At 72.9% G+C, this 23085-nt stretch carries 19 protein-coding genes; 6 read left to right on the top strand and 13 right to left on the bottom strand.

Translation table 11 applies throughout. The annotated features are described in order from the left end of the window. Positions 1-23: 23 nt before the first annotated feature. Complete coding sequence (locus FH608_RS15700) at positions 24-599, top strand: TetR/AcrR family transcriptional regulator (protein ID WP_139631222.1); 576 nt, start codon at positions 24-26, stop codon at positions 597-599. Here FH608_RS15700 and FH608_RS15695 read toward each other — a convergent pair. Next, entirely contained in the window at positions 572-1309 is a 738-nt protein-coding gene (locus tag FH608_RS15695) for a nitroreductase family deazaflavin-dependent oxidoreductase (RefSeq protein WP_226899569.1), read from the bottom strand. The genes FH608_RS15700 and FH608_RS15695 overlap by 28 nt on opposite strands. Continuing rightward, a complete protein-coding gene (locus FH608_RS51470) occupies positions 1306-1758 on the bottom strand; it encodes a hypothetical protein (protein ID WP_226899568.1) in 453 nt (150 codons plus the stop codon). The genes FH608_RS15695 and FH608_RS51470 overlap by 4 nt, the downstream gene beginning before the upstream one ends. A gap of 133 nt (positions 1759-1891) precedes the next feature. Between FH608_RS51470 and FH608_RS15680 the strand changes: the two genes are divergently transcribed. Further along, on the top strand, positions 1892-2602 hold the full coding sequence (locus tag FH608_RS15680; protein ID WP_139631221.1) for a TetR/AcrR family transcriptional regulator: 711 nt from the start codon (positions 1892-1894) through the stop codon (positions 2600-2602). A gap of 385 nt (positions 2603-2987) precedes the next feature. On the opposite strand, the gene FH608_RS15670 is transcribed toward FH608_RS15680, so the two are convergent. Continuing rightward, entirely contained in the window at positions 2988-4397 is a 1410-nt protein-coding gene (locus FH608_RS15670) for a PP2C family protein-serine/threonine phosphatase (RefSeq protein WP_139631220.1), read from the bottom strand. Between the two features lie 145 nt (positions 4398-4542). Between FH608_RS15670 and pta the strand changes: the two genes are divergently transcribed. Continuing rightward, positions 4543-6624, top strand: coding sequence for a phosphate acetyltransferase (gene pta / locus FH608_RS15665; protein ID WP_139631219.1), 2082 nt, complete (start codon positions 4543-4545; stop codon positions 6622-6624). A gap of 80 nt (positions 6625-6704) precedes the next feature. Here the strand turns inward: pta and FH608_RS15660 are convergent, their stop codons facing one another. The 8 genes from FH608_RS15660 to FH608_RS15625 all read right to left on the bottom strand — a co-directional run bounded on the left by FH608_RS15660 (position 6705) and on the right by FH608_RS15625 (position 15807). Next, the gene (locus tag FH608_RS15660; protein WP_139631218.1) at positions 6705-7910 is read right to left on the bottom strand and encodes an acetate/propionate family kinase; all 1206 of its coding nucleotides are present in this window, start codon (positions 7908-7910) and stop codon (positions 6705-6707) included. 43 nt (positions 7911-7953) lie between these two features. Then, positions 7954-9525: a CotH kinase family protein gene (locus FH608_RS15655; RefSeq protein ID WP_139631217.1), complete on the bottom strand. Its 1572-nt coding sequence runs from the start codon at positions 9523-9525 to the stop codon at positions 7954-7956. An 8-nt stretch (positions 9526-9533) separates the two neighbouring features. After that, complete coding sequence (locus tag FH608_RS15650; protein ID WP_139631216.1) at positions 9534-10211, bottom strand: DUF4956 domain-containing protein; 678 nt, start codon at positions 10209-10211, stop codon at positions 9534-9536. A 6-nt stretch (positions 10212-10217) separates the two neighbouring features. Then, complete coding sequence (locus FH608_RS15645; protein ID WP_139631215.1) at positions 10218-11147, bottom strand: polyphosphate polymerase domain-containing protein; 930 nt, start codon at positions 11145-11147, stop codon at positions 10218-10220. A 90-nt stretch (positions 11148-11237) separates the two neighbouring features. Continuing rightward, a complete protein-coding gene (locus FH608_RS15640) occupies positions 11238-12698 on the bottom strand; it encodes a sensor histidine kinase (RefSeq protein WP_193318439.1) in 1461 nt (486 codons plus the stop codon). Continuing rightward, positions 12695-13396: a response regulator transcription factor gene (locus tag FH608_RS15635; RefSeq protein ID WP_139631214.1), complete on the bottom strand. Its 702-nt coding sequence runs from the start codon at positions 13394-13396 to the stop codon at positions 12695-12697. The genes FH608_RS15640 and FH608_RS15635 overlap by 4 nt, the downstream gene beginning before the upstream one ends. A 79-nt stretch (positions 13397-13475) precedes the next feature. Beyond that, positions 13476-14798 (bottom strand): nitroreductase/quinone reductase family protein, encoded by a 1323-nt coding sequence (locus FH608_RS15630; protein ID WP_139631213.1) that lies wholly within the window; start codon positions 14796-14798, stop codon positions 13476-13478. Between the two features lie 424 nt (positions 14799-15222). Then, complete coding sequence (locus FH608_RS15625; protein WP_139631212.1) at positions 15223-15807, bottom strand: TetR/AcrR family transcriptional regulator; 585 nt, start codon at positions 15805-15807, stop codon at positions 15223-15225. Positions 15808-15910: 103 nt separating this feature from the next. Between FH608_RS15625 and FH608_RS15620 the strand changes: the two genes are divergently transcribed. Then, positions 15911-17482 carry an MDR family MFS transporter gene (locus tag FH608_RS15620; RefSeq protein WP_139631211.1) on the top strand — a complete coding sequence of 524 codons (1572 nt, stop codon included), beginning with the start codon at positions 15911-15913 and terminating at the stop codon, positions 17480-17482. Between the two features lie 144 nt (positions 17483-17626). On the opposite strand, the gene FH608_RS53825 is transcribed toward FH608_RS15620, so the two are convergent. Next, positions 17627-19237 (bottom strand): DUF1349 domain-containing protein, encoded by a 1611-nt coding sequence (locus tag FH608_RS53825; RefSeq protein WP_139631210.1) that lies wholly within the window; start codon positions 19235-19237, stop codon positions 17627-17629. An 86-nt stretch (positions 19238-19323) separates the two neighbouring features. Between FH608_RS53825 and FH608_RS15610 the strand changes: the two genes are divergently transcribed. Next, entirely contained in the window at positions 19324-20487 is a 1164-nt protein-coding gene (locus FH608_RS15610; protein WP_139631209.1) for an ATP-binding protein, read from the top strand. Beyond that, positions 20484-21140 carry a response regulator transcription factor gene (locus tag FH608_RS15605; RefSeq protein ID WP_139631208.1) on the top strand — a complete coding sequence of 219 codons (657 nt, stop codon included), beginning with the start codon at positions 20484-20486 and terminating at the stop codon, positions 21138-21140. Before FH608_RS15610 ends, FH608_RS15605 begins: the two co-directional genes overlap by 4 nt. A gap of 40 nt (positions 21141-21180) precedes the next feature. On the opposite strand, the gene FH608_RS15600 is transcribed toward FH608_RS15605, so the two are convergent. Continuing rightward, a complete protein-coding gene (locus FH608_RS15600) occupies positions 21181-23019 on the bottom strand; it encodes a serine hydrolase domain-containing protein (protein ID WP_193318438.1) in 1839 nt (612 codons plus the stop codon). Between the last annotated feature and the right edge of the window lie 66 nt (positions 23020-23085).

The raw sequence follows: 23085 nt of genomic DNA, 5'->3' as shown, positions 1-23085 counted from the left end.
GCGTAAATCGGTATCGTGTGCGCATGACATCGCCCACATCCGGCAGGCCGCCCGGTCGCCCGCGCGCCGGCGTCACCGCCGAGGTCTTCGCCGCGACGCTGAGCACGGTGCACGAGCTCGGCTACGCGCGGGCCACCGTCGACCGCATCGCGGCCGCGGCCGGCGTCGCCAAGACGACGATCTACCGCCGCTGGCCGACCAAGGGCGCGCTCGTCGTCGACTGCCTGCTGGACGCGTTCGGCCCGGTGCCGCTGGAGGGCACCGACCGGGCCGAGCTCATGGCCTCGGCCATCCGCTGGATCGCGGCGAAGGTCGGCGAGCCCGGGGTGGGCGACGCGTTCGCGGGCGTGTTCAGCGACGCGGTCAGCGACCCGGAGTTGCGCGTGATCCTGGCCGGGCGGTTGCAGGAGCCGTACCGGCTCGCGCTCCGGGACGCGCTCGGCGAGCCCGACAGCCGGATCCTGTTCTTCATCGACGTCGTCGTCGGGGCGCTGCTGCACCGGATGGGCATGACCGGCGAGCCGATGGTCGAGTCGGACGTCACCGCGCTGGTGGAGATGGTCCTGTCCTACTACGACGGCGGCACCTGCCCGGCCTGAAGGCCGTCGCCTCCGGCGGGGCGGATGCGGAAGACGGGATGAGCCGCCGCGATCCGGCGGAACTCCGGCAGGGGCGACTCCGGGCTCAGCCCCAGGTGCGGCCGCGCGCCGGGCGCGACGGCGAGGTAGCGCCGCAGGATCTCGGCGCGGTGCTCGGGCGGGATCTCCTTCAGCAGGATCGGCTGCTCGCTCCCCCGGCGGCGGAGCACGGCCCTGCCGCCGGCGGCCCGGACGTTGCGCACCCAGTTCGCGTCCGGGCCGAGCATCGAGACGAGGTACTCACCGCCGCGGTGGCGGGTGACCGCGACCGGGACCGAGGTGATGGCCCCGCTGCGGCGCCCGGCCACCTTCAGCACGGCGGTCCGGGACAGCGGCAGCCACCGGGCCCCGTACATCAGGGCGTCCAGCCGGTTCAGGAGCCGCATGAGCCCGCCGGGCCGCCCGCCCCGATACATCGCGCGCTTGAGCGCCCCCACCCCGCGCAGGACGGCACGGCCGGCGCCCCACACCACGCTCCCTACGCCGGCCCTTTCGCGGTCGGCCCTTTCGCGATCGGCCGGTTCGGGATCGGCCGCTTCCGGGCCGGCCGCTTCCGGGCCGGCCGCTTCCGGGCCGGCCGCTTCCGGGCCGGCCGCTTCCGGGCCGGCCGCTTCCGGGCCGGCCGCTTCCGGGCCGGCCGCTTCCGGGCCGGCCGCTTCGCGGTCGGTCATTTCGCGCGGCGCCACAGCAACGTGACCGCGGCGAGACCGGCGACGCACGGGAGGACCTGCAGCCAGCCCAGCAGCGGCGCGAGCCCGACATCACCCGAGGTGTCCTGGATGGTCAGCGCGGCGATCGCGAAGCAGGCCGCGACCACGAGCAGCACGGCCGCCAGCCAGGAGGCCCACCTCTTGCCGGCGCGCGCCGCCCACACGGTGCCGAGCCAGCCGAGCAGGCCCAGCGCGCCGACGATCGACAGGATCGTCAGGTACGCGGTGACGCCGGCGTCGATCATGTCCGGCCCGTAGGCGGGATAGCCCGCCCTGAGATGGTCCGCCAGCACGGTCGTGGTCGCCCGGTCGACGTACGGGAAGAGGGCGGCGATCACGGTGAGCCCCATCCCGACGTACATCGCCGCCAGGGCTCCGCCGTTGCGTGATCTCTGCTTCGTCGTCGTCATGACATGAGTCCTTCCAGCCTCGGTCGGGCCACTCGCCCGATTGAGACAGTCACTTTCTTGAGACAGTGACTGTACGTCGCTGTTTTCAGACAGTCAATGTCTGTTGGGAGTGACTTCCTGTTAGGCTGGCCGCATGAGCGGGCTTCGCGAACGCTGGCGACTCAAGGCCATGCGCACGATCCAGGAACGCGCCCTCGACCTGTTCGACGAGAAGGGGTTCACCGCCGTCACGATCGAGGAGATCGCGGCCGCCGCCGAGGTCTCGCCGTCGTCGGTGTACCGCTTCTTCGGCACGAAGGAGGGCATCGTGGTCGCCGACGTCGAGTTCGACAGCATGAGCCCGGAGGCGCTCAAGGACGTCCTGGATCCCGGCGATCCCGTCGGGAGCCTGCTGCGGGCCGTGCGAGCGTACGAATCCGGCCCTGAACCCGCCTCTGGTTCCGGTGATCCCGATGGTTCCGGCGGTCCCGATGGTTCCGGCAACCCTGATGGTTCAGGCGGTCCCGATGGTTCCGGGGCCGGGCGTTCCCGGACCGAGCGGAGCCCCTGGCGCCGGGTCCGTTACTTCTTCGCCGAGCCGTCGGTGCGCACGGCCGTCTGCGGCACGCTCGACCGCGCCGGCCAGCGGATCGCCCCCCTGATCGCGGCGAGCGGCGGGCTGACGGAGACGCAGGCCCGCGTGCTCGCGAACGCCCTCGCCTTCGGCTACTTCGCCGCGCTCGAGCAGTGGTATCTCGACGGAGGCGACCGCCCCATCGCCGGCTACGTCGAGGAGGGCATGCGACCGCTCCGCGGCATCTGGCCGTCGCCCGGCCAGGAGCCGCCCGGTCCAGGGGCGGGGTGAGGGCGAACACCCTGCCGGGATCGATCTCCCGCTCCCAGACCAGCCCGATCAGCTCCGGCAGGAACCGGCGGACCGGATCTCCCGGTTGACGCAGGACGTCTGGTGTTGTCGGAGGCGAAGAACGAGCCGACCGCGAACCGGCCCGGCCTGACCGTGGTGGCCTGGTCGCCGGCCTACTGGTGGCCCATCGGGGTCGGCCCGTCCACGGGCGCGATGCCGCGATACGGCCACACGTCGGAGCCGCACACACAGGTGGCGGCCAGGCGGATGAGCGCGTACGTGGGCCTTCGATCCGCGGGTCCTGGCGGTCCTGGACGCGGACGTCGCCCGGGACGTACGGGAATGCTCCACGCCTGGGTGGACCTCCTCGCTGCTACGGACGTGCTCAGGCCGGCGGGCCGGCCCGCCCCCGCGAGTCCGCCGGGATGCGCAGCGCCAGCAGGGCGACATCGTCGTCGAACACCCGCCGGCTCCGGCCGATCAGGGTGTCGCACAGCTCCTCGAGCGGGGCCTCGGCCAGGAGGGCGGCCTGCTCGGCCAGGTCGGCCAGCCCGGTGTCGATGTCCTGGTCGCGCCGCTCGACCAGCCCGTCGGTGAACAGCAGCAGGGTGTCGCCGGGCCCAAGGGACTGTTCGTGACTGAACCGGGCGACGGACGCGTCGATGCCCACGGGGATCCCGTGACAGGCGGGCGCCAGGTAGCGCGCGCCGCCGTCCGCGCCGAGCAGGAGCGGCGGCAGGTGCCCGGCGTTGCTCCAGCTGAAGACGCACCCGCCGCCCTCGCCGCAGACACCCTCGCCACCGACACCCTCTCCACCTGCACCCTCTCCACCTGCACCCTCGCCACCGGCACCCTCGCCACCGACGCCCCCGCCACGGACGCGCTCGATGCGGCCGAGCAGCAACGTGGCCATGGGCGGCTCGTCGAACATCGTCAGCGCGTGGTCCAGTCTCGACACGATCAGATCGGGCGGGCCGCACCGATCGACGGCGATGGCCCGCAGCATGTTGCGGATCTGCCCCATCAGCGGGGCCGCCTCGACGTCGTGGCCGGTCACGTCACCCACCACGACGCAGGTGGCGCCGTCGGGCAGCATCATGGCGTCGTACCAGTCGCCGCCCAGCCTCGGCAGGTCGGAGGCGGGCTCGTAGCGGGCCGCGGCCCTGAACGGTGAGAGGTCGGGCAGGACGGGCAGCATGCCGCGCTGCAGCTGCTCGGCGGCGCGTTTGAGCTGTTCGTACAGGCGGGCGTTCTCCAGGCTGACGCCCGCGGCGCTGGCCAGGGCCATCAGCAGGCCCTCGTCGTCGTCGTCGAAGGGCGTGCCGTCCAGCTTGTCGGCGAGGTAGAGGTCGCCGTAGACGGTGCCGCGCACCATGAGCGGGACGCCCAGCAGGGTCCGCATGACGGGATGGCCCGCCGGGAAGCCGACCGCGTGAGGGTGCCCGGCCACATCCGCCACCCGCAGCGGCGCCTGCTCGTCCACGATGCTGTGCAGCAGGCCGTGACCCTGCGGCAGGCCCATGGCGGCGCACAGGCGCTGCTCGTCGACGCCCACGGTGATCAGGTCGATGACCTCGCCGCTCTCCGAGAGCACGCCCAGCGCCCCGTAGCGCGCCGCGACCAGGTCGGTGGCCGCCTCCACGATGCGATGCAGCACCGTACGGGTGTCCATGCCGGAGCTGACCGCCACCACCCCGTCCAGCAGCCGCCGCAGCCGGGGCCGGTCCAGAACGCGCTGCGGCGGCCACGCGGCCTCGCCGTCACCGGCCTGGCCGCGCCCCCGATCGTGCGCCATGGTGCTTTCCTCCCGGCGCTCTCATCACGTCACCTTCTTGTCACAGTACGCGCTCATCCGACCGGGAACCGACAGCGGCGCCGCACCGCCTCGTGCCCGTCCACGCACGTGAGAGGCCGTGGACGATGCCGTGGACAATGGGGGCATGACACGTGCGGTGTACGTCGCGGCGGGCGAGGCGGGAAGCAACAAGGGGACCGTGGCCCTCGGCCTGGTCGAGCTGCTGTCACGGCAGGTGGAGAACGTGGGCGTGTTCCGGCCGGTGGTGCGGGCCGGCCGCGAGGACAACCTCGTCAACACGATTCGCGGCAGGTTCCAGCTCGCCCTGCCCTACGAGATGTGCGCGGGCGTCACCTACGACGAGGTGCACGCCGACGCCGAGCGTGCGGCCGGTGACATCGTGGCCCGCTACCGCGCGCTCGCGCTGCGGTGCGACGCGGTGGTCGTGGTGGGAACCGACTACACCGACGTGGGCGCGCCGACGGAGCTGGAGTTCAACGCCAGGCTGGCGGCGGATCTGGGCACGCCCGTGGTCAACGTGGTGAGCGAGCGAGGCAGGACGCCGTCGCGGATCGCCGCCGCGATCGAGCTGTCGTCGAGGGAGCTGGCGCAGCATCACGCCCACGAGCTGGCCGTCGTGGTGACCCGGTCGGAGGCCCCGGAGCCGCTCGCGGTCGAGCACCCGACGCCGGTGTTCGTGCTGCCGGAGACGCCGTCCCTGCGCGCGCCGACCGTCGCCGACCTGCTCGACGCGTGCGACGGCAGGTTCTTCCTCGGCGAGCGCGACGGGCTGGGCCGCGAGGCGAGCGACCTGATGGTGGGCGCCATGTCGCTGCCCGGCATCCTGGAGCGCTGCACCGAGGGCGCCGCGGTGATCATCCCGTCCGATCGGGCAGCCGCGCTCCTGCCGGGCCTGATCGCGGCGCACACCGCGCCGGGCTTCCCCGCCCTGTCGGCGGTCGTGGTCACCGGCGGCACCGATCTGCCGGCCCCGGTCGACCGGCTGCTGAGCGGCATGGCGATCCCCCTGCCGGTGATCGCGACCGACCGCGACACCTTCGACACCGCGACCCGCCTGTCCGCGGTGGAGGGCCAGTTCACGCCCGAGGCCGGCGGCAAGGTCGACACGGCGCTGCGGCTGTTCGCCGAGCACGTCGACGGGCGGTCGCTGCTCGACCGCCTCGACATCGCCAAGACCGGCGTCGTCACCCCGCTGATGTTCGAGTACGAGCTGCTGGACCGGGCGCGCTCCCCGCGGCGGCACATCGTGCTGCCCGAGGGAGAGGAGCCGCGCATCCTGCGGGCGGCCGACGTCCTGCTGCGCCGTGGCGTCGCCGACCTCACCCTGCTCGGTGACGAGGAGCGGATCAGGGCGAGCGCGGCCCAGCTCGGTCTCGACCTGGACGAGGCCCGCGTGCTCAGCCCCTTCGACGCGGAGCTGCGCGAGCGGTTCGCCCGCGAGTACGCCAGAGTCCGGGCGCACCGGGGGATGACCGTCGAGCTGGCCCGCGACACCGTCACGGACGTCTCCTACTTCGGCACGCTGATGGTCCACACCGGCCTGGCCGACGGCATGGTCTCGGGCGCGGCGCACACCACCGCGCACACCATCAGGCCGGCGTTCGAGATCCTGCGCCTGGGGCTGGTCTCCAGCGTGTTCTTCATGTGCCTGGCCGATCGGGTGCTGGTGTACGGCGACTGCGCGGTCAACCCCGACCCGAGCGCCGAGCAGCTCGCCGGCATCGCGATCGCCTCGGCCGGCACCGCCGCGCGGTTCGGCGTGGAGCCCAGGATCGCGATGCTGTCGTACTCGACGGGCGCCTCGGGCGCGGGCGCCGACGTCGACAAGGTGCGCACCGCCACCGAGCTGGTCCGCGACCTCCGGCCCGACCTGCTGGTGGAAGGGCCCATCCAGTACGACGCCGCGGTCGACCCCTCGGTGGCCCGGACCAAGATGCCGGGCAGCCAGGTGGCCGGCCACGCCACCGTCTTCGTGGTGCCCGACCTCAACACCGGCAACAACCTGTACAAGGCCGTCCAGCGCAGCGCCGGCGCCGTCGCGGTCGGGCCGGTGCTGCAGGGGCTGCGCAGGCCGGTCAACGACCTGTCGCGCGGCGCCACCGTCGCCGACATCGTCACCACCGTCGCGGTCACGGCCGCGCAGGTGCGTGACGAGGAGCCGCGTCCTCATGAGGAGGAGCCGCTGGAGACGGCGGCCCGCGACTGACCGCGGCGGGCACCCGCTCGTTGAGGGACGGCCGTCCCCAGGAAACGGGCCCCGCTCGGAGACTCAGGAACGGGCTCCGCTCAGGGACGGCCGGTCGGCGAGGGCGAGTCGGCCAGTCGCGCGAGGGTCTGGTGGGCGATCTCCCACTCCTCGTCGGTGGGGATGACGAGGACGGCCACCTCGGCGCCGGGGAGCGACACCGCCCGCTCCTCCAGCGATGCCGTCGCGTTCAGGGCGGGGTCCACGGCGATGCCGAGCCGGTCGAGCCCCGCCAGGGAGGCGGCGCGGGTGGCGGCGTCGTGCTCCCCCACGCCGCCGGTGAACACGATCGCGTCCACCCGGCAGCCGAGCAGCGCGTGGTAGGCGCCGACGTACTTGCGGATCCGCCTGGTGTAGACCTCCAGCGCCAGCCCGGCCTCGTCGTCGTCGCGGGCGCGCACCTCCCGCATGTCGCCGGACCCGGCGAGCGCGAGCAGGCCGCCTCCGTGGCTGAGCGCGTGCTCCACCTGCTGGGCGTCCAGCCCCTCCGTGCGGGCGAGGTAACCGGCGAGCGCGGGGTCGACGTCGCCGGATCGGGTGCCCATGACCAGCCCTTCGAGCGGCGTCATGCCCATGGAGGTGTCGACGCTGTGCCCGCCGGAGATCGCGGTGGCGCTGGCGCCGTTGCCCAGGTGCAGCACGATCAGGTTGAGCTCGGCGAGGTCGCGGCCCAGGACGGCCGCGGCGCGGCGGGAGACGTACGCGCACGAGGTGCCGTGGAAGCCGAACCGGCGCACGCCGAGCCGCTCGCGCCACTCTCGCGGCACCGCGTACGTGTACGCCTCCGGGGGCAGCGTGCGGTGGAACGCGGTGTCGAAGACGGCCACCTGCGGCACCTCGGGAAACGCCTTGAGCGCGAGCCGGATGCCGGTCAGGTTGACCGGGTTGTGCAGGGGGGCGAGCGGGGACAGCTCCTCGATGGCGGCGATGACGGCGTCGTCGATGAGCACGGCCTCGGTGAAGCGCGTGCCGCCGTGCACCACCCGGTGCCCGACCGCCACGGGGGACGGCTCCGGGCCCGCGGCGGCGAACGCCTCCATCATCGCCTCCAGCCCGTCGGCGTGGCCGGGGAAGGGACGGTCACGCACGTACGGCGGCCCGTCCCCCGCGTGGTGGGTCAGCCGCCCCCGCGCCTCCCCGATGCGCTCGACCAGGCCCCTGGCGGAGCGCGTGCGGGTGTGCGGGTCCAGGAGCTCGTACTTGATGGAGGAGGATCCCGTGTTCAGGACGAGGATGGGGTCGGCCATGGGCACGAGCCTATGTCCGTCCGGTTCCACGATCACCCGCAGGTCACCCCGTGATCGCCTTGTCGGAGCCGAGTGTCTCGGTCCTGGTCCGCAGGAAGGTGCGCAGGGTCTTCGCCTCCTCCCCGACCTCGGCGGGGTCGGCCCGCTCGTTCAGCTCGTACGACGCGACGAGCTCGTCGAGCAGGCGGGAGGCGGCGCCGCTGCTCAGCAGCTTGGCGTACAGGGCGCGGTACTGCTCCTCGTACATCTTCTTGAACGTGGCGTTCGCGAGGAACCTCTCCTTGAGGGGGTGCCCCATGCGGTTCATGCCACCGCCCTGAGGCGGCTCCGCTTGCGTCAGTCCTGCTTGCGGCCCGCCCTGCTGCCCGGCGCGTCCCCGGCCGAAGCCCATCCCGATGGCGTCGTTCACGCCGCTCTCGGCGTCGCCGTTGAAGGCGAGGTTGAGGTCCCAGGTGATGACCGTGAACCTCTCGCTGTCCAGGTCGTACCACAGGTAGTAGTTGCGCCCGGGGCCGGCCATGTCGTCGAAGTTGACCATCATGTTCTGCAGGACCAGGTAGCGGGCGAACGACTCCACGTCCAGGCGCTCGGCGAGGCCCTCGGCGAACTCGGCGTCGGAGGCCGCGTTCACCCATTTGACCAGGTCGATGACCGGCTGCAGGTCCTTGCCGCCGACCTTGTTGATCTGTTTGAAGTCGGTGGTGTAGCCGGTCTGGTCCTCGCCCTTGTAGCTGAAGCCGCCGCCGGCCAGCGACTTGTACAGCACCCCGTCGCCGAGGCGCTCGGCGTAGCCCTCGTCGAGGTACTCCACCAGCAGGCGCGGCGCCGAGGAGCGGCCGTTGACGGTGAAGGAGCTGTAGGCGGAGCGCTGGGTCGGCTCATCGGAGGCGCCGACCATCGCGATGCCGAGTGCCTCGTTCAGCATCGCCGGCGAGGCGGTCGCGGCCGGCCGCACGGCCACCTGGCTGTGGCCCTGGTAGCGGCGGCCCTCCACGAACTCGTCGAAGCTGATCAGCCACGGCAGGTTCTCCGGCTCCTCGCCCTTCAGCGACACGCCGAACCCGCCGCCTCCGCGCGGCCGGCCGTTCCCCTGCTGGGGTTGCTGTCCGTCAACGGGCTGCTGTCCGTCAACGGGCTGCTGTCCGTCGCCGGGCGGGCGGAAGCCTTCCGGCGGCCCGGCGGGCTGCCGGCCGCCGCCGGGCACGCTCCGCCGCTTGGACTGCCCCTTCCAGGTCAGGCTCATCAGGGTGGAGTTGCCCTTGAGCCGTACGCCCACGCTGGGGATCCTGGTGCCGTCGACGGTCAGGTCGGCCTCGACGTACTCCTTCTCCCCCTCCTTGAAGTACTCGTTCAGCATGTCCTCGTACGCCGCGTCGGCGAAGGTCAGCGTCACCTCGTGCGCCACGGAGGGGTCGAAGAGGTCCTTGGTGCCGGTCAGGTCGGTGATGACGGTGCCGGCCTCGGCGGCCTGGGCGCTGGTGACGTACGGGCGGATCGTCCCGCTGCCGAACACGCCCCAGCAGGCGGCCAGGAACGCCACGCACAGCGCGACCAGCTTCCAGTTGTGCCGGAGTTTGACGGGGATGCGATGCTTGAGCCGCTTGGACGGTGCCATGTGCCGGCCTACAGATCCGTCTGGTCGTATCCGGTCAGGACCGTGACCGACTGGCCGTGGTTGCGCTCGCGCAGTCCGGCGATCAGGTCGGCCGGCTCGCTGCCCTTCTTGATCTTGACGGTGTACATGAGCTCCGTCAGCGCTCCCCCGCGGATCGACTCCATGCTGACCAGCTCGAACTCGTCGGTGTGCCGGATGAGCACGTCCTGGACCGTGGCGGTGAAGTCCTCGTCCGGCGGCACCTGGACCTTGACGACCTGCCGCCGCACGTTGAGCTGGAACCAGTTGAACCGGTGCATGACCATGACGATCAGCGAGATCGCGATCGCGGCCACGACGGCCAGCAGGTAGAAGCGGGTGCCGACCGCCATGCCGACGCCCATGACGAGGAAGATGAACCCGACGTCGCGGGTCTCCTTGATGGCGTTGCGGAAGCGCACCACCGACAGGGCGCCGACCAGGGCGAAGGCGCGGGCGATGTTCGAGCCGACGACCAGCATGATGAGCGAGATCAGCATGCCGAGGACGACCAGTGTCTGCACGTACGACTGGCTGTAGGACACGTTGCGGTGCGTGGCCCGGTACACCCAGCCGATCATGGCGCTGAGCACGAACGACAGCGACATCGCGATCGCGATGTCGGCCACGCTGAAGGTGCCGGACAGATCCTGGAAGGAGAAGTCCATGGGGGGTCATGCCTCCGAGAGAGCGGCCGGCCTGGGGCGGCCGGATTCGTGGTCGAGGTCGTGGTCGAGGTGGAGGTCGAGGTCGTGGCCGGGGACGTGGAAGATCGAGCGCGGGGCCAGCCCGTGGGCCTCCACGCTCTGGCAGTACTTGGAGACCCGCACCACCTGCAGGTTCCGCCTGGCGGTCAGGTCGGTCAGCCAGTACGGCACCCGCTCGTTGGCCTTGACCTCGACGATCGTCTTGCGGGCGGGGACGATGAGCCGGTTCTGTGCGTCGGCGCCGAGGTGGAGGTCCCGGTCACGGCCGCGGACGCGGTGGTCGAAGGTGACGCGCAGGCCCACGTCGGCGTCGCGGCCCACGTAGGCGTGGCGGATGTAGCCGGTCATCGCGACGGCCCGCAGGTCCAGCCGGAGGACCAGGTCGAGCACCTCCTCCAGGAAGGCGCGCTGGGCGGGCTCGTGCTCGACCATCCGCCGTCCGTCGCACAGGCGCAGGGCGTCCCGGTACGGCAGGCGCACCCGGCGCTTCTGCGTGACCCGGTTCACCCGCTGCTTGATCTCGACGAACACCGGCGTGCCGTCCTCCACGGCGAACCGGTCGCCGTAGTGGCGCACCCGCAGCTTCCTGCGGAACTTCAGCCCTTCGATCTTCTCCCAGTAGAAGCGGAGCTGCCGGGTGTCGTAGTAGACGCTCCAGATGCCGTAGCCGCGGTCGCCGCTGTGGCGGTCGGGATCCAGCCGCTGCCCGATCTCCTCGCGCAGTTCGGCCGCCTCGGCCGTGTCCACGAGGTATTTGATCTCGTACCGGTTGAAGGCGTGCAGCGCGCTCGGCGCCCGCAGCCGGTGGCCCTGGTCGCCGTTCGCCTCGGCGCCCGACACCGGCTGATCACCGCTGCGACCTGCGGAAACAGCTGGTTTGCGGAACCTTGCCAGCATGTCCCTCCTTTCGTCAGCACACATCTGACAGCACGAAGCTGGGAGAAGTGTGTGAACCGCGGCTGACGCGGAGGTGAACCGGCGGTGTGCTCAGCCGTCCTGGGGCTGTTCGAGCGGGAGGAGCACGCGGAAGGCGGTGCCGTGGCCGGGGGTGCTCGTCACCTCGATCCGGCCGCCGTGCGCCTGTACGAGGGCGGCGGCGATGGCCAGGCCCAGCCCGGTTCCGCCGCTGTCGCGGGAGCGGCCGGGGTCGGCCCGGTAGAAGCGGTCGAAGACGTGCGGCAGGTGCTCGGGATCGATGCCCTGGCCCTGGTCGCGTACCTCGATCAGCGCGGCCCTGACCCGGGGATCGGGCCCGGACCCGGCGTGCACCACCCCGGGAGCGGGCACCCCGGCGACCGCCCGCGGGCCGACCTCGACGCGGATCTCGGCGCCCGGATCGGTGTGCTGGACGGCGTTGCCGACCAGGTTGGCGATGACCTGGTGCAGCCGGTGCTCGTCGCCGAGCACGAACACCGGCTCGTCGGAGACGGCCAGCCGGATCGGCCGCTCGCGATCGCGGGCCCGGGCGGCGTGCACCACGTCGCCCGCCAGCACGTGCAGGTCCACCGTGCTGGGCTCCAGCGCGGGCTCCTGGTCCATCCGGGCCAGCAGCAGCATGTCCTCCACCAGGACGCCCATCCGCGCGGCCTCGGCCTCGATCCTGCGCAGCAGCCGCTCGGCCGCCGGGTCGCGGGTGCCCTGGCCGTGGTGGTAGAGCTCGGCGAAGCCCCGGATGGAGGTGAGCGGCGTGCGCAGCTCGTGGGAGGCGTCGGCGACGAAGCGGCGCAGCCGCCGCTCGGAGCGCTCGAACTCGCGGAGCGCGGTCGCCAGGCGCTCCAGCATGACGTTGAGCGCCCTGCCGAGCCGTCCCGTCTCGGTGCGCGGATCGGTGTCGCCGACCCTGCGGTCGATGTCGCCGCCCGCGATGGCCTCGGCCGTACGTTCCATGCGGGTGAGCGGGCGCAGCCCCAGCCGCACGACGGCGAGGGCCAGCGTGCCGAGCAGCAGCAGCACGAGACCGCCCACCGCCACCTCGATGACCAGGATCTGGTGCACGGTCGCCCGGTTGGGCTCCAGCGACATCGACACCGCCAGCCTGGTGCCGTCGCGCAGGCGCCTGACCAGCACGCGCCACTCCTCCGCCCCCGTCGTGGCGGGCACGGTGACGGGGGCGAGCGGGGCCGCGGAGATCACCTCGGGCGGGATGGCCGGCCCGCCGGCCGTGCCGGAGGGCAGGTCGCGCAGCAGCGCCCCGGCGGGGCTGTAGAACGCGATCCTGTACTGCGTCGGCAGCTCGACCGGCCCGCCCCTGTCCGGCGGCGGCGGAGGAGGGGGCAGCGGGCGCCGGCCGAAGGTGGTGGCCGCCTCGGTCAGCTGGGCGTCCATCTTGGCCTGCAGCGAGTGGTCCAGGAGCAGCACGCTCGCCGTGGCGAAGGCCGCCAGGCCGACAGCGCACAGGCCGAGCAGCGCGGCCAGCAGCCGGTGGCGCAGGGGCCAGGCGCGTCTCACGAGGGCCCCTGCAGCCGGTAGCCGACGCCGCGCAGCGTGTGGATCAGCGGTGGCCCGTCGGCGTCGATCTTCCGTCGCAGGTAGCTGATGTAGGACTCGACGATCCTGCTCTCGCCGTCGAAGTCGTAGTCCCACACGCGGTCGAGGATCTGCGCCTTGCTGACCACCCGCTCGGCGTTGATCATCAGGTATCTCAGCAGGCTGAACTCCGTCGGTGACAGGTGGATCGCCCGCCCGGCCCGCCGTACGGTGTGGGCCTGCTCGTCCAGCTCCAGATCCGCGTACCGCAGCACCCCGTCGTCGACCTGCTCCTCCGCCGGCCGCATCCTGCGCATGATCGCGCGCAGCCGCAGCACCACCTCCTCCAGGCTGAACGGCTTGGTGACGTAGTCGTCGCCACCGGCGGTCAGCCCCGCGATGCGGTCGGAGACCGCGTCCTTGGCGGTCAGGAAGAGCATCATGGGGCTGTCGCCGGCCTCGCGCAGCCTGCGCGCGACCGTGAATCCGTCCAGGCCGGGCATCATCACGTCCAGCACGATGAGGTCGGGCCGCTCGCGGGCCACCGCCTCCAGCGCCTGGCGGCCGTTCGCGGCGGTCCGTACGACGAAGCCGTTGAGCTCCAGAGCCTCCGACAGCAGCTCGCGGATGTTCGGCTCGTCGTCGACCACCAGCACTTTCGCGGCACGGTGTTGGTTCACGACATCGTTCTACCTGCCCTTGGTGAGAGAAAGGTGTGAACCGCCGCCCGGAGCGGGAGGCCGCGGCCCGCGTGCGTGCCTAGGGGGCCGTGCCGCCGATCCAGCCGGCGAGGCGGCGCAGGAACGTCGCGGCCGGGGGCGGCGGATCCTCCGACATCACGGCCGTGTGGAAGGCGTGCGGCATGTCCTCGTACAGGTCGAGGGTGACGTCGACGCCGGCGGACGAGGCGGCGGCCGCGAAGCGGTGGGCGTCGTCCAGCAGCACTTCCCGGGTGCCGGCGACGAGCAGCAGCGGGGGCAGGCCGCGCAGGTCGCCGTGGAGGGGCGACTGGGGCGCCCGGTCGGCCGCCGCGCCGGCCAGGTACTGGGTGGTGATGTGCTCGACCACGGGGCGGCCGACCACGTCCCGGCCGTCGTTCGCGTCCAGGGACGGGCTGGACAGCGTCAGGTCGGTGAGCGGGGAGACCGCGACGGCCGCGCCGGGCAGCGGGACGCCTGCCTGCTTGAGCGCCAGCAGCGCCGACAGGACGAGGGTGCCGCCGGACGACTCGCCCGACAGGATGACGCGGCCGGCGGGGACGCCCTGGTCGAGCAGGCTCCGGTGGACGGCCACGACGTCGTCGAGGGCCGCCGGGTACGGGTGGGCGGGGGCCAGGCGCTGGTCCATGTTGAAGGCGGGGCGGCCGGCGGCCTGGGACAGGCGGTAGGCCATGAGCGGCTCCAGCTCGGGCTGGGTCTGCTCGAATCCGCCTCCGTGCACGTACAGGAGCACCCCCGCCTCGCCCGCCGAGCGCTCGGTGGCGTTGACCCACCGTCCGGGCACGCCGCCGGTCCGCGGGAGCGCGGGGGCCGGGTCGGCGCCGGCGGGGAGCGGCGGCGCCTGGGACATCAGGGCCCGGATCTCGTTCATGACGGCCGCGTGGTCGTCGGGCCCGGCGGGAACGAGGGTCTCCACGGCGTCGATCGCCCCCTCCGGGCCGGGGAACGCGCCGGAGACCGGGGTCAGGGCGACGACGGGCAGGACGCGGCCGGACCTGGCCTCGTAGTCGGCCCAGCCCCGGTCGGCCTCCACGGCGCGGGCGAAGAACCGGTCGCGTTCCTCGCCCTCCAGCACGGTGGCCTCGGCTTCGACGGTGTGGGCCCCGGTCTCCACGGTGACCCGGGGATGGGCCCGCAGGTTGTGGTACCAGGCCGGGTGGCGCGGCGCCCCGCCGGCCGAGGCGATGACGAGGACGCGGCCCGCGCCATCGTGCAGGTAGCCGAGCGGGACGGTGTGGCGGGCGCCCGAGCGGGCGCCGGTGGTGGTCAGCAGGAGCAGCCGGGCGCCCTCGAAGGGGCCCCCGACCTTTCCGCCGCGGGCGCGGAACTCCTGGATGATCTGCTGGTTGAAGTCGTGCGGCATTCTCAGCTTTCTTGTCGGGCGTTTCTTGTCGGGCGGTGGGCGTTCACGGGCATGGCGCATCGACCACGTGACGAAACGACGTCAGTGGTTCGAGGAAGGGTGGGTACGCCGGCTGTCGGCGTCACATCGGAAAAGGTGGCGGGCCTCGCGCCCGCCCGGCGCTCACGCCGTGGCCGGGTGCCTCACTCGCTCTTGGCCCATGGCCGACCCGGCAGTCACGTTCTGTACGTTATCGCCACCATCGACGGCTGAGCAACGTGGCGCCCGTCCGCACGGGCCGTTCCCAAGGGTGGAAGACGCGGGCCGGGTCCGCCGGTGGTCACGGCACGGCGGGCGGTCGCGACACGGCGAGCGGGCCGGTCAGGTGAAGGGCCGGTCAGGTGAAGGGCCGGTCAGGTGAAGGGCCGGTCAGGTGAAGGGCCGGTCAGGTGAAGGGCCGGGCGATCTGGTCGAGCGTCTCGTCCGTGAGCTCCCACAGCGACCTGGTCTCGTGGTCCGCCCCCCACCGGAGGGTGGCGATGCGCAGCGCGGTCAGGAAGGCCGCCGTGAGCACCACGGCGCCGACGCCCGCCGCAGCCTCGCGCTCGCCGACCACCCGGCTCAGCTCGTTCTCCAGGCGCACGCGGCCGGCCAGCTGCCTGGCCAGCAGCGAGGGGTGCTGCTTGACCAGCCTGGCCCGGGTCATCCACTCGCGGTCGGGGTCGCCGCTCTCGGCGTAGAGGCTCTCGAAGGCGGCGCGCAGCGCCTGCCAGCCGGTCAGCCCGGCGGGCTGGTCGCGCACCCGCTGCACCAGCTCGCCCATGCGCTGCTCGTCTCCGTAGAGCAGCGCGTCCTCCTTGTTGTCGAAGTAGTTGGAGAACGTGCGGCGCGAGATGTTGGCCGCGTCGGCGATGGCCTCGACCGTGACGTTGTCCAGGCCGTGCTCGATCGCCAGCCGCAGCGTGGCCTCGTGCACCGCCTGGCGGGTCTCGGCTTTCTTGCGCTCGCGCAACCCCACTGTGGTGTCCATGACGCGGCCCAGCTTACCCGCCGGGAATAGATGCCCAGTGCGCAAAGTTTCTCAATGTGCATGTATGGTGTCCCGGTCATATCCATCACCTTGGAGGTCGCGCATGAGCGCACAGACGGCTGAGCCGTCCACGGCGGAGCCGATGAGTCACCGCCAGATCCTCGAGGCCCTCAGCGGTCTGCTGCTGGTCCTGTTCGTCGCGATGATCAGCGGCACCATCGTCTCCGTGGCGCTCCCCCAGATCATCGGCGCCCTCAACGGCAGCCAGTCGCAGTACACCTGGGTCGTCACCGCGTCCTTGCTGGCCTCGACCGCCTCCACCCCCATCTGGGGCAAGCTGGCCGACCTGTTCGACAAGAAGCTGCTGCTGCAGATCTCCATCGCGACGTTCATGCTCAGCTCGCTGGCCTGCGGGTTCGCCCAGAACACCGGGCAGCTCATCGCCTTCCGCGCCGTGCAGGGCCTCGGCATGGGCGCCCTGCAGATCCTGTCGCAGGTCGTCATCGCCGCGATGATCACCCCCAAGGAGCGCGGCCGCTACAACGGCTACCTCGGCGCGGTCATGGCCGTCGCCACCGTCGGCGGCCCCCTGCTCGGCGGCCTCATCGCCGACACCTCGTGGCTCGGCTGGCGCTGGTGCTTCTTCGTGGCGGTGCCGTTCGCCGTCCTGGCGTTCGCGCTGCTGGCCAAGACCCTGCGCATCCCGGACGTGCGCCGCACCGACGTCAGCATCGACTACTGGGGCGCCACCCTCATCGCCGCCGGCGTCAGCGTCCTGCTCATCTGGATCACCTTCGTCGGCAACTCCTTCGACTGGCTGTCCTGGCAGACCGCGGTCATGGCGGGCGGCGGCGCGCTGCTGCTCGTCCTGGCGACCTGGGTGGAGTCCCGGGTCAAGGAGCCGGTGGTCCCGCTGCACGTCATCCGCCGCCGCACCCCCGCCCTCGCCATCCTGGCCAGCCTCGCGGTCGGCATGGCCATGTTCGGCGGATCGGTCTTCCTGGGCCAGTACTTCCAGATCGGCCGCGGCTACGGCCCCACCGCCGCCGGCCTGCTGACCATCCCCATGATGGTGGGCGTGCTGATCTCCTCGACGGTCAGCGGCCGGATGGTCTCCAGGAGCGGCAGGACCAAGCCGTACATCCTGGTCGGCCTGATCGTCCTGCTGGCGGGCTTCGCCGGGCTGGGCACGATCGACCACGAGACGCCGATCGTGCTGGTCTCGGTTTACATGCTGGCGGTCGGCGTCGGTGTCGGCATGTCCATGCAGAACCTCGTCCTGGTCATCCAGAACACCGTCCCGCTGCGCGAGATCGGCGCCGCCAGCGGCGCGGTCACGTTCTTCCGCTCGCTCGGCGGCACCGTCGGTGTCTCGGTGCTCGGCGCGGTGCTGGCCGGGCGGGTCTCCACCAGCATCGCCGAGGGCCTGGCCAAGGCCGGCATCCCGGCCGGCGCGAGCGCGGCGGGCGGCAGCCTCAACATCGCCGCGCTGCCCGAGCCGATCAAGGGCATCGTCCGGTCCGCGTACGGGGACGCCACCGGCCACATCTTCCTCATCTCGGCCGCGATCGCCGTCGTCGGCCTGGTCGCCGCGGCCTTCCTCAAGCCCGCGAAACTGCGTGACAGCCTGGACCTGCCGGAACAGCCCAGGCAGGAGGCCCCGGCCAGGGCCTGACCGGACCCGGAAGGCCGTGCCCCGCATCGCCCGCGGCGGCACGGCCTTCCGCCTTTTCAGCCACACCGCCCTTTCCAGGCCCGCCGCGCCTTCCGCGTCCGCCGCGCCTTCCGCGTCCGCCGCGCCTTCCGGGTCCGCCGCCTGCTACCGCCGGCTCGCCGTGCGGGCGCGCGGCGCGCGGTTGACGGCGGGCCACACGACCATCAGCGTGTACGCGCACAGCACGGCCAGCCCCGCCCAGCCAGGAAGCGGGAAGTAGCCGGCGGACGGCGCGTAGTGGGCGACCACCTGCGGATACTCCACCGCCGTCTGCTGGACGGCGAAGCCCGCGGCCGGGGTGAGCCGCAGCAGCCACCGCGACGCGGCGTCGGGCAGGAACGGCGCCGCGGTCACCGCGTAGGGTACGGCGACGAGCGCCAGCGCGAGGGCGATTGCCACCCAGCCGCGCCGCAGCAGGACGCCGAGCCCGTACGACAGGACGGCGCAGAGCGCGAGCACCGCCGCCACGCCGACCACGACCCGGACGCCGGTCAGCGCGGTGACCGGCTGCACGGGGACGCCGTTGTCCCGCAGGATCGCGAGCGCCGCCGGGAGCACCACACCGGCGGCGACCAGCCCGGCCACGAAGGTCGCGCCCCCGACGACGACGGCCCGCGCGGCTACGACGCGCCGAGACACCCCGGCACCCGGCGCATCCGGGGCCGGGACGTCCGAGGCCGGGGCGTCTGGGGCCGGGACGTCCCGTATGTCCGGGCGGGCGCCGTCCGGCGTCTCCGGGGTTCGCGATGCGCGCCGCGCGTCCGGGCGGGCGCCGAAGCGGGCGAACAGGGCCACGACGACGATGAGCATGATCAGCAGACCGGACAGCGTCCGTTCGGCGCTGACCCCGCCCTCGCTCCCGCTCGGCCCGATGTCCCCCGTCCCGCTCACGGTGATGACGCCGTCCTTCTCCACCGCACCCGAGGCGTTGTGGTACTTCTCCCAGTCGGTCCTGTTCATCTCGCCGACCGCCTCGCCACGCCACCCGCCGCCGGCCGCGCCCTCCACGGTGACGTGGTCGAACACGCCCGTGGCCTGCGTGAAGCGGACCTCCTCGACCGCTCCGCCCAGCCCGACCTCCCGGAGGGTGAGGTCCCCGGGGGACGTGGCGAAGAGCCCGACCTGCGCCGTCTCCGGAAGGCCGGCCACGGTCACCGTCCCGACGGTGCTCCAGCGCCGCCCGTCGGCCGACTCCGAGCCGGTGACGGTGTCGCCGGAGCGCGCCAGGCGCAGCCAGCGCGGCGACCGTGCCGACAGGCCACCGGGGCCCCCGGCGCTCCCGGCGACGTCGTGCCGGTAGTCGTACTGCATCCGCACGCCGTGAGCGCCGGTCATCATGAGCGCAGCGTAGGAGGAGCCCTGCCGCACGCCGTCCTTAATGATGATCCCGGCCTTGGCCCACGGCACCAGGCCGGGGACGATCCGGTCGTGGTCGGGCGGAGGGTAGGTGATCGTGCCGGTCATCGAGGTCATCCGTACGGTGATGACGCCCCGCGGGCCGAGGTCGCGGTGCAGGAACCAAAACCGGTCGCCGACGGTCGAGCCGTCCGCGGCGACCGGGTCGCGCGGGCAGGGCCCGTCGCAGGACACCTGGTTGCCGAGGGCGAAGAGCAGGCCGATGGCGATGACGGCGAGGGCCGCCGCCACCAGGGCGATCAGCCGGGCGGGGCGGCGGAAGGCCGTCCACTGCCGGTGCAGGAGTTGTCGGGTGAGCATGCCGCCGTTCCTACGGGCACGGACCTAACCCGGCCGGAACCGTACCTGTCACATCGCTGTTAGGTGGGGCCGGGCATGCTGGAGGGATGTTCAGGCTGCGCAACGGGACCGTGGGACTCCGGTTCACGATCTTGTACGCCGGGGTGTTCCTCCTGTCCGCGATCGGGCTGCTGGCCCTCACCTTCCTGCTGGCCGGCGAGTCAGGGGTCAGCGTCCCGGCCGGCCTGGGACCGCCGGCCGCCGTCCCGACGGACGAGGCGCACCTGCGCATCCGCCTGCTCGAGCAGCAGCTGGCCGAGGTGCACACGCAGCAGTCGCGGCAGCTGCTGTACGGCTCCCTGCTCGCGCTGGCGGTGATGGCGGCCGTCTCCCTGCTGGCCGGCCGCGCGCTGGCCCGCCGGGTGCTGCGCCCGCTGCGAGTGATCGCCGCGGCGACCCGGCGCATCTCCGCCGACAGCCTGGACCGGCGGCTGGCCGTGAGCGGCCCGGCGGACGAGGTGAAGGACCTGGCCGACACCATCGACGGCCTGCTGGAGCGGCTGGAGGCGTCGTTCGCGGCGCAGCGCCGGTTCGTCGCCAATGCCGCGCACGAGCTGCGCACCCCGCTGGCGACCATGCGGGCGTCCCTGGACGTCGCGGTGGCCAAGCCCGGCGCCGTCCGGCAGACGCTCGTGCTGGGCGACCGGCTGCGCACGCAGCTCGACCAGGTGGACCGGCTGCTGGACGGCTTCCTCCTGCTGGCCCGCGCGCAGCACGGCGCGCTGACCGGCGCCGCCGACGTCGACGTGGACCTGCTGGTCGCGCGGACGCTGGGCGACCACACCACCGGGGTCGCGGCGAAGCGGCTGGACGTGACCGAGGACCTGCGCGCCGGCGCGGCCGTCCGCGGCGATGCCGCGCTGCTGTCCCGGATGGTGGCGAACGTGGTCGCCAACGCCGTCGCGCACAACGTGGACGGCGGCTGGATCCGGGTCGCGACCCGCCGGGAGGACGCCGAGGTCCGGCTCGTCGTGGAGACCGGCGGCCCCGTGCTCGACCAGCGGGACGTGGACCGGCTCGCGCGGCCGTTCGAGCGGCTCGGCACGGACCGCACCGGGTCCGGGGACGGCTCCGGCCTCGGGCTGTCCATCGTGGCGGCGGTCGCGGCCGCTCACGGCGGGCGGCTCGACCTGCTCGCCCGGCCGGAGGGCGGCCTGCGGGTCTCGATCGCGCTGCCGTCCGCCGCCGTCCCGGCCGGGGCGGGGGCATGAGGGTCCTGGTCGTCGAGGACGCCCGGCCGCTCGCGGAGGTCGTCGCCGAGGGGCTGCGCGACCAGGGGATGGCCGTCGACCTCGCGTACGACGGGCTGTCGGCCGCCGCCAAGCTCGACCTCACGGCGTACGACGTGGTGGTCCTGGACCGCGACCTGCCCGGCCTGCACGGCGACACGCTCTGCCAGATGATCACCGAGCGGCGGGCCCGCCCGATGGTGCTGATGCTCACCGCGGCCGCCGCCCCCGGCGACCGCGTCAGCGGCCTGACGCTCGGCGCGGACGACTACCTCGCCAAGCCGTTCCACTTCCCCGAGCTGGTGCTGCGCGTCCAGGCGCTGGCCCGCCGCCGGCCGGACGCCCAGCCGCGGATCCTGCGCGCCGCCGGGATCGAGCTGGACCCGGTACGCAGGACCGCGGTGCGCGACGGCCGGCCGCTGAGCCTGTCCGTGAAGGAGTTCGCGGTGCTGGGGGCGCTGATGCGGGCCAGCCCCGGCTTCCTCAGCGCGGAGGCGCTGCTGGAGCGGGTGTGGGACGAGAACGCGGACCCCTTCACCAACACGGTGACCGTGACGGTCGGGCGGCTGCGCCGCAAGCTCGGCGAGCCGCCGGTCATCACGACGACACCGGGTGTGGGCTACCGGCTCGCCTGAGCCGGGCTCCGCGGCGCCCGCGCGGGCGCCGCCGTCCGGGTCAGGCCCAGCCGTAGACCCCGCGGATGGCCGAGGCGACCTCGCCGACCAGGCCGAAGTCGTCGCCGTTGGCCAGGACGGCATAGCCGGCCCCGAGCTCCGGGTAGCCCTTGACGACGGACTTGAAGCCGTAGTTGGAGCCGTCGTGGGTGTAGGAGAAGTTCTTGGTGCCGGAGCCCGAGACGAAGAAGCCGCGCCCCATGGTGGGCTCGGGCCCGGGCGTCAGCAGCGACCGCACGGACGCCCTGGTGAGCGGCCCCGCGATGTCGCCGGAGGCGGTCCACGCCTTGTTGAGGTAGCACACCAGGCGGCACAGGTCGAGGACGTTGGTGTAGAGGCCGGCGGCGGCCGACTCGGGGTAGCGGTTGCGCTCGCCGGGGATGACGGTGCCGGCCGCGGTGTGGCCGGCGGCCAGCTCGAAGCCGGGCGACAGCTCGTACGAGCTGGTCTTCATGCCCAGCGGCGCGAAGATCTGCTCGTCCATGTACGGGGCCAGCGGCCGGCCGGCCTGCTCCTCGATCATGCGCTGCAGCAGGACGAACCCGGCCCCGGAGTAGTGGTACTCAGCGCCCGGGTCGGTGGTGAGCTCGATCTTCGGGGAGTTGCCCTCGCCGTTCATGACCTGCGGCAGCGTCGGGACGTCGGCGCCCGGGCCGTAACCGGCGAAGCCGCCGCCGCCCGAGCCGAAGCCGGAGCAGGCGCCGGAGGGGGTGGTGGAGCCGCGGCCGATGACCCCGGCCCGGTGGGTCATGACGCGCTCGATGGTGGGCACGGCGCCGGCCGAGACGCAGGAGCGGCGCCCCAGCTCCCAGTTGAGCAGGGGGCGGATGTCGCCGGTCAGCGGCTGCTTGAGCGTCTGGGTGAGGCGCAGCACGCCGAGGGAGGCCACGGCCTTGCTGATGGAGGCGGCCTGGAAGGCGGACTCGGGATGGGTGGCCGCGGCGCCGCCGGCCTTCAGCCAGCCGTACCCGGTGGACCAGGAGATCGTGTTGCCGGTCACCACCGCGACGGCCACGCCCGGCGTCTTCCACGCGCTCATCCGGCTCCAGATGGTCGAGCCGCCCACCGCGTTCTCCACCTGCCTGACCCGGTCGGCCGGCAGCGCGGGCGCCTTGCCGCGCGAGCTCAGCGACCAGCCGCCGCCCGGCGAGAAGGCCACGGTGTGCACCTGCCAGCCGCCGGCGTCGAGCTTCTTCAGCTGCGTGTAGCAGCCCTCGTCGATGCGGCGCACGTAGAACTCGTCCTGCGCGACCACCGCCCACCCGCCCGCCTTGGGGAAGGCGACCTGGCTCACCCGGCGCCCGCCCTGCGTGAGGTTCCGCATCATCTGGTAGCACTCGTCGTCGATGTTGCGGGAGAACGTGGTCCGCGTGTCGACCACCACCCAGCTGTTGCCGCCGCGCGGCGGGAACGCGACCTGCACGACCTGCCGGCCGGCGGCGTAGACGTCGGCCACGCGCTGGTGGCACTCCTCGGGCAGGCCGCGCGCCGACCAGTCACGGTCGCCGGTGATCACCCAGCGGTCGCCGCCCTCGGGCGGGAAGGCCACGCCGTGGATCCTCGTGCCGGCCTTGACCATCGCGCCCAGCTCCGCGAAACACGCGTCCGGCACGCCGCGGGCGAAGTAGCGGCCGTCCTGGGTGACGATCACCCAGCCGCCGGACGGGGTGAACGCGACGGTCGTGATGCCGTACGGCGCCAGCTGGCCCATCTTCGTGCGCATCTCGTCTGGCACGCCGCTGGTGGCGTACGGGTAGCTCGCCGCGTAGGCCGGCCCGGCCGCGCTCACGGCGGCCAGGCCGGCGGCGCCGGTCACGGCGAGGAAACGTCTGCGGTCCACGGTGCTGCTCCTCCAAGTCCTGATCACCATGAATCATGGCAGACCACCACATCGTGCCGGGCCATC

The sequence above is a fragment of the Nonomuraea phyllanthi genome, from assembly GCF_006334985.2.
In the GTDB taxonomy this organism is placed as follows: domain Bacteria; phylum Actinomycetota; class Actinomycetes; order Streptosporangiales; family Streptosporangiaceae; genus Nonomuraea; species Nonomuraea phyllanthi.
This window is presented reverse-complemented; position numbering and strand designations above follow the sequence as displayed.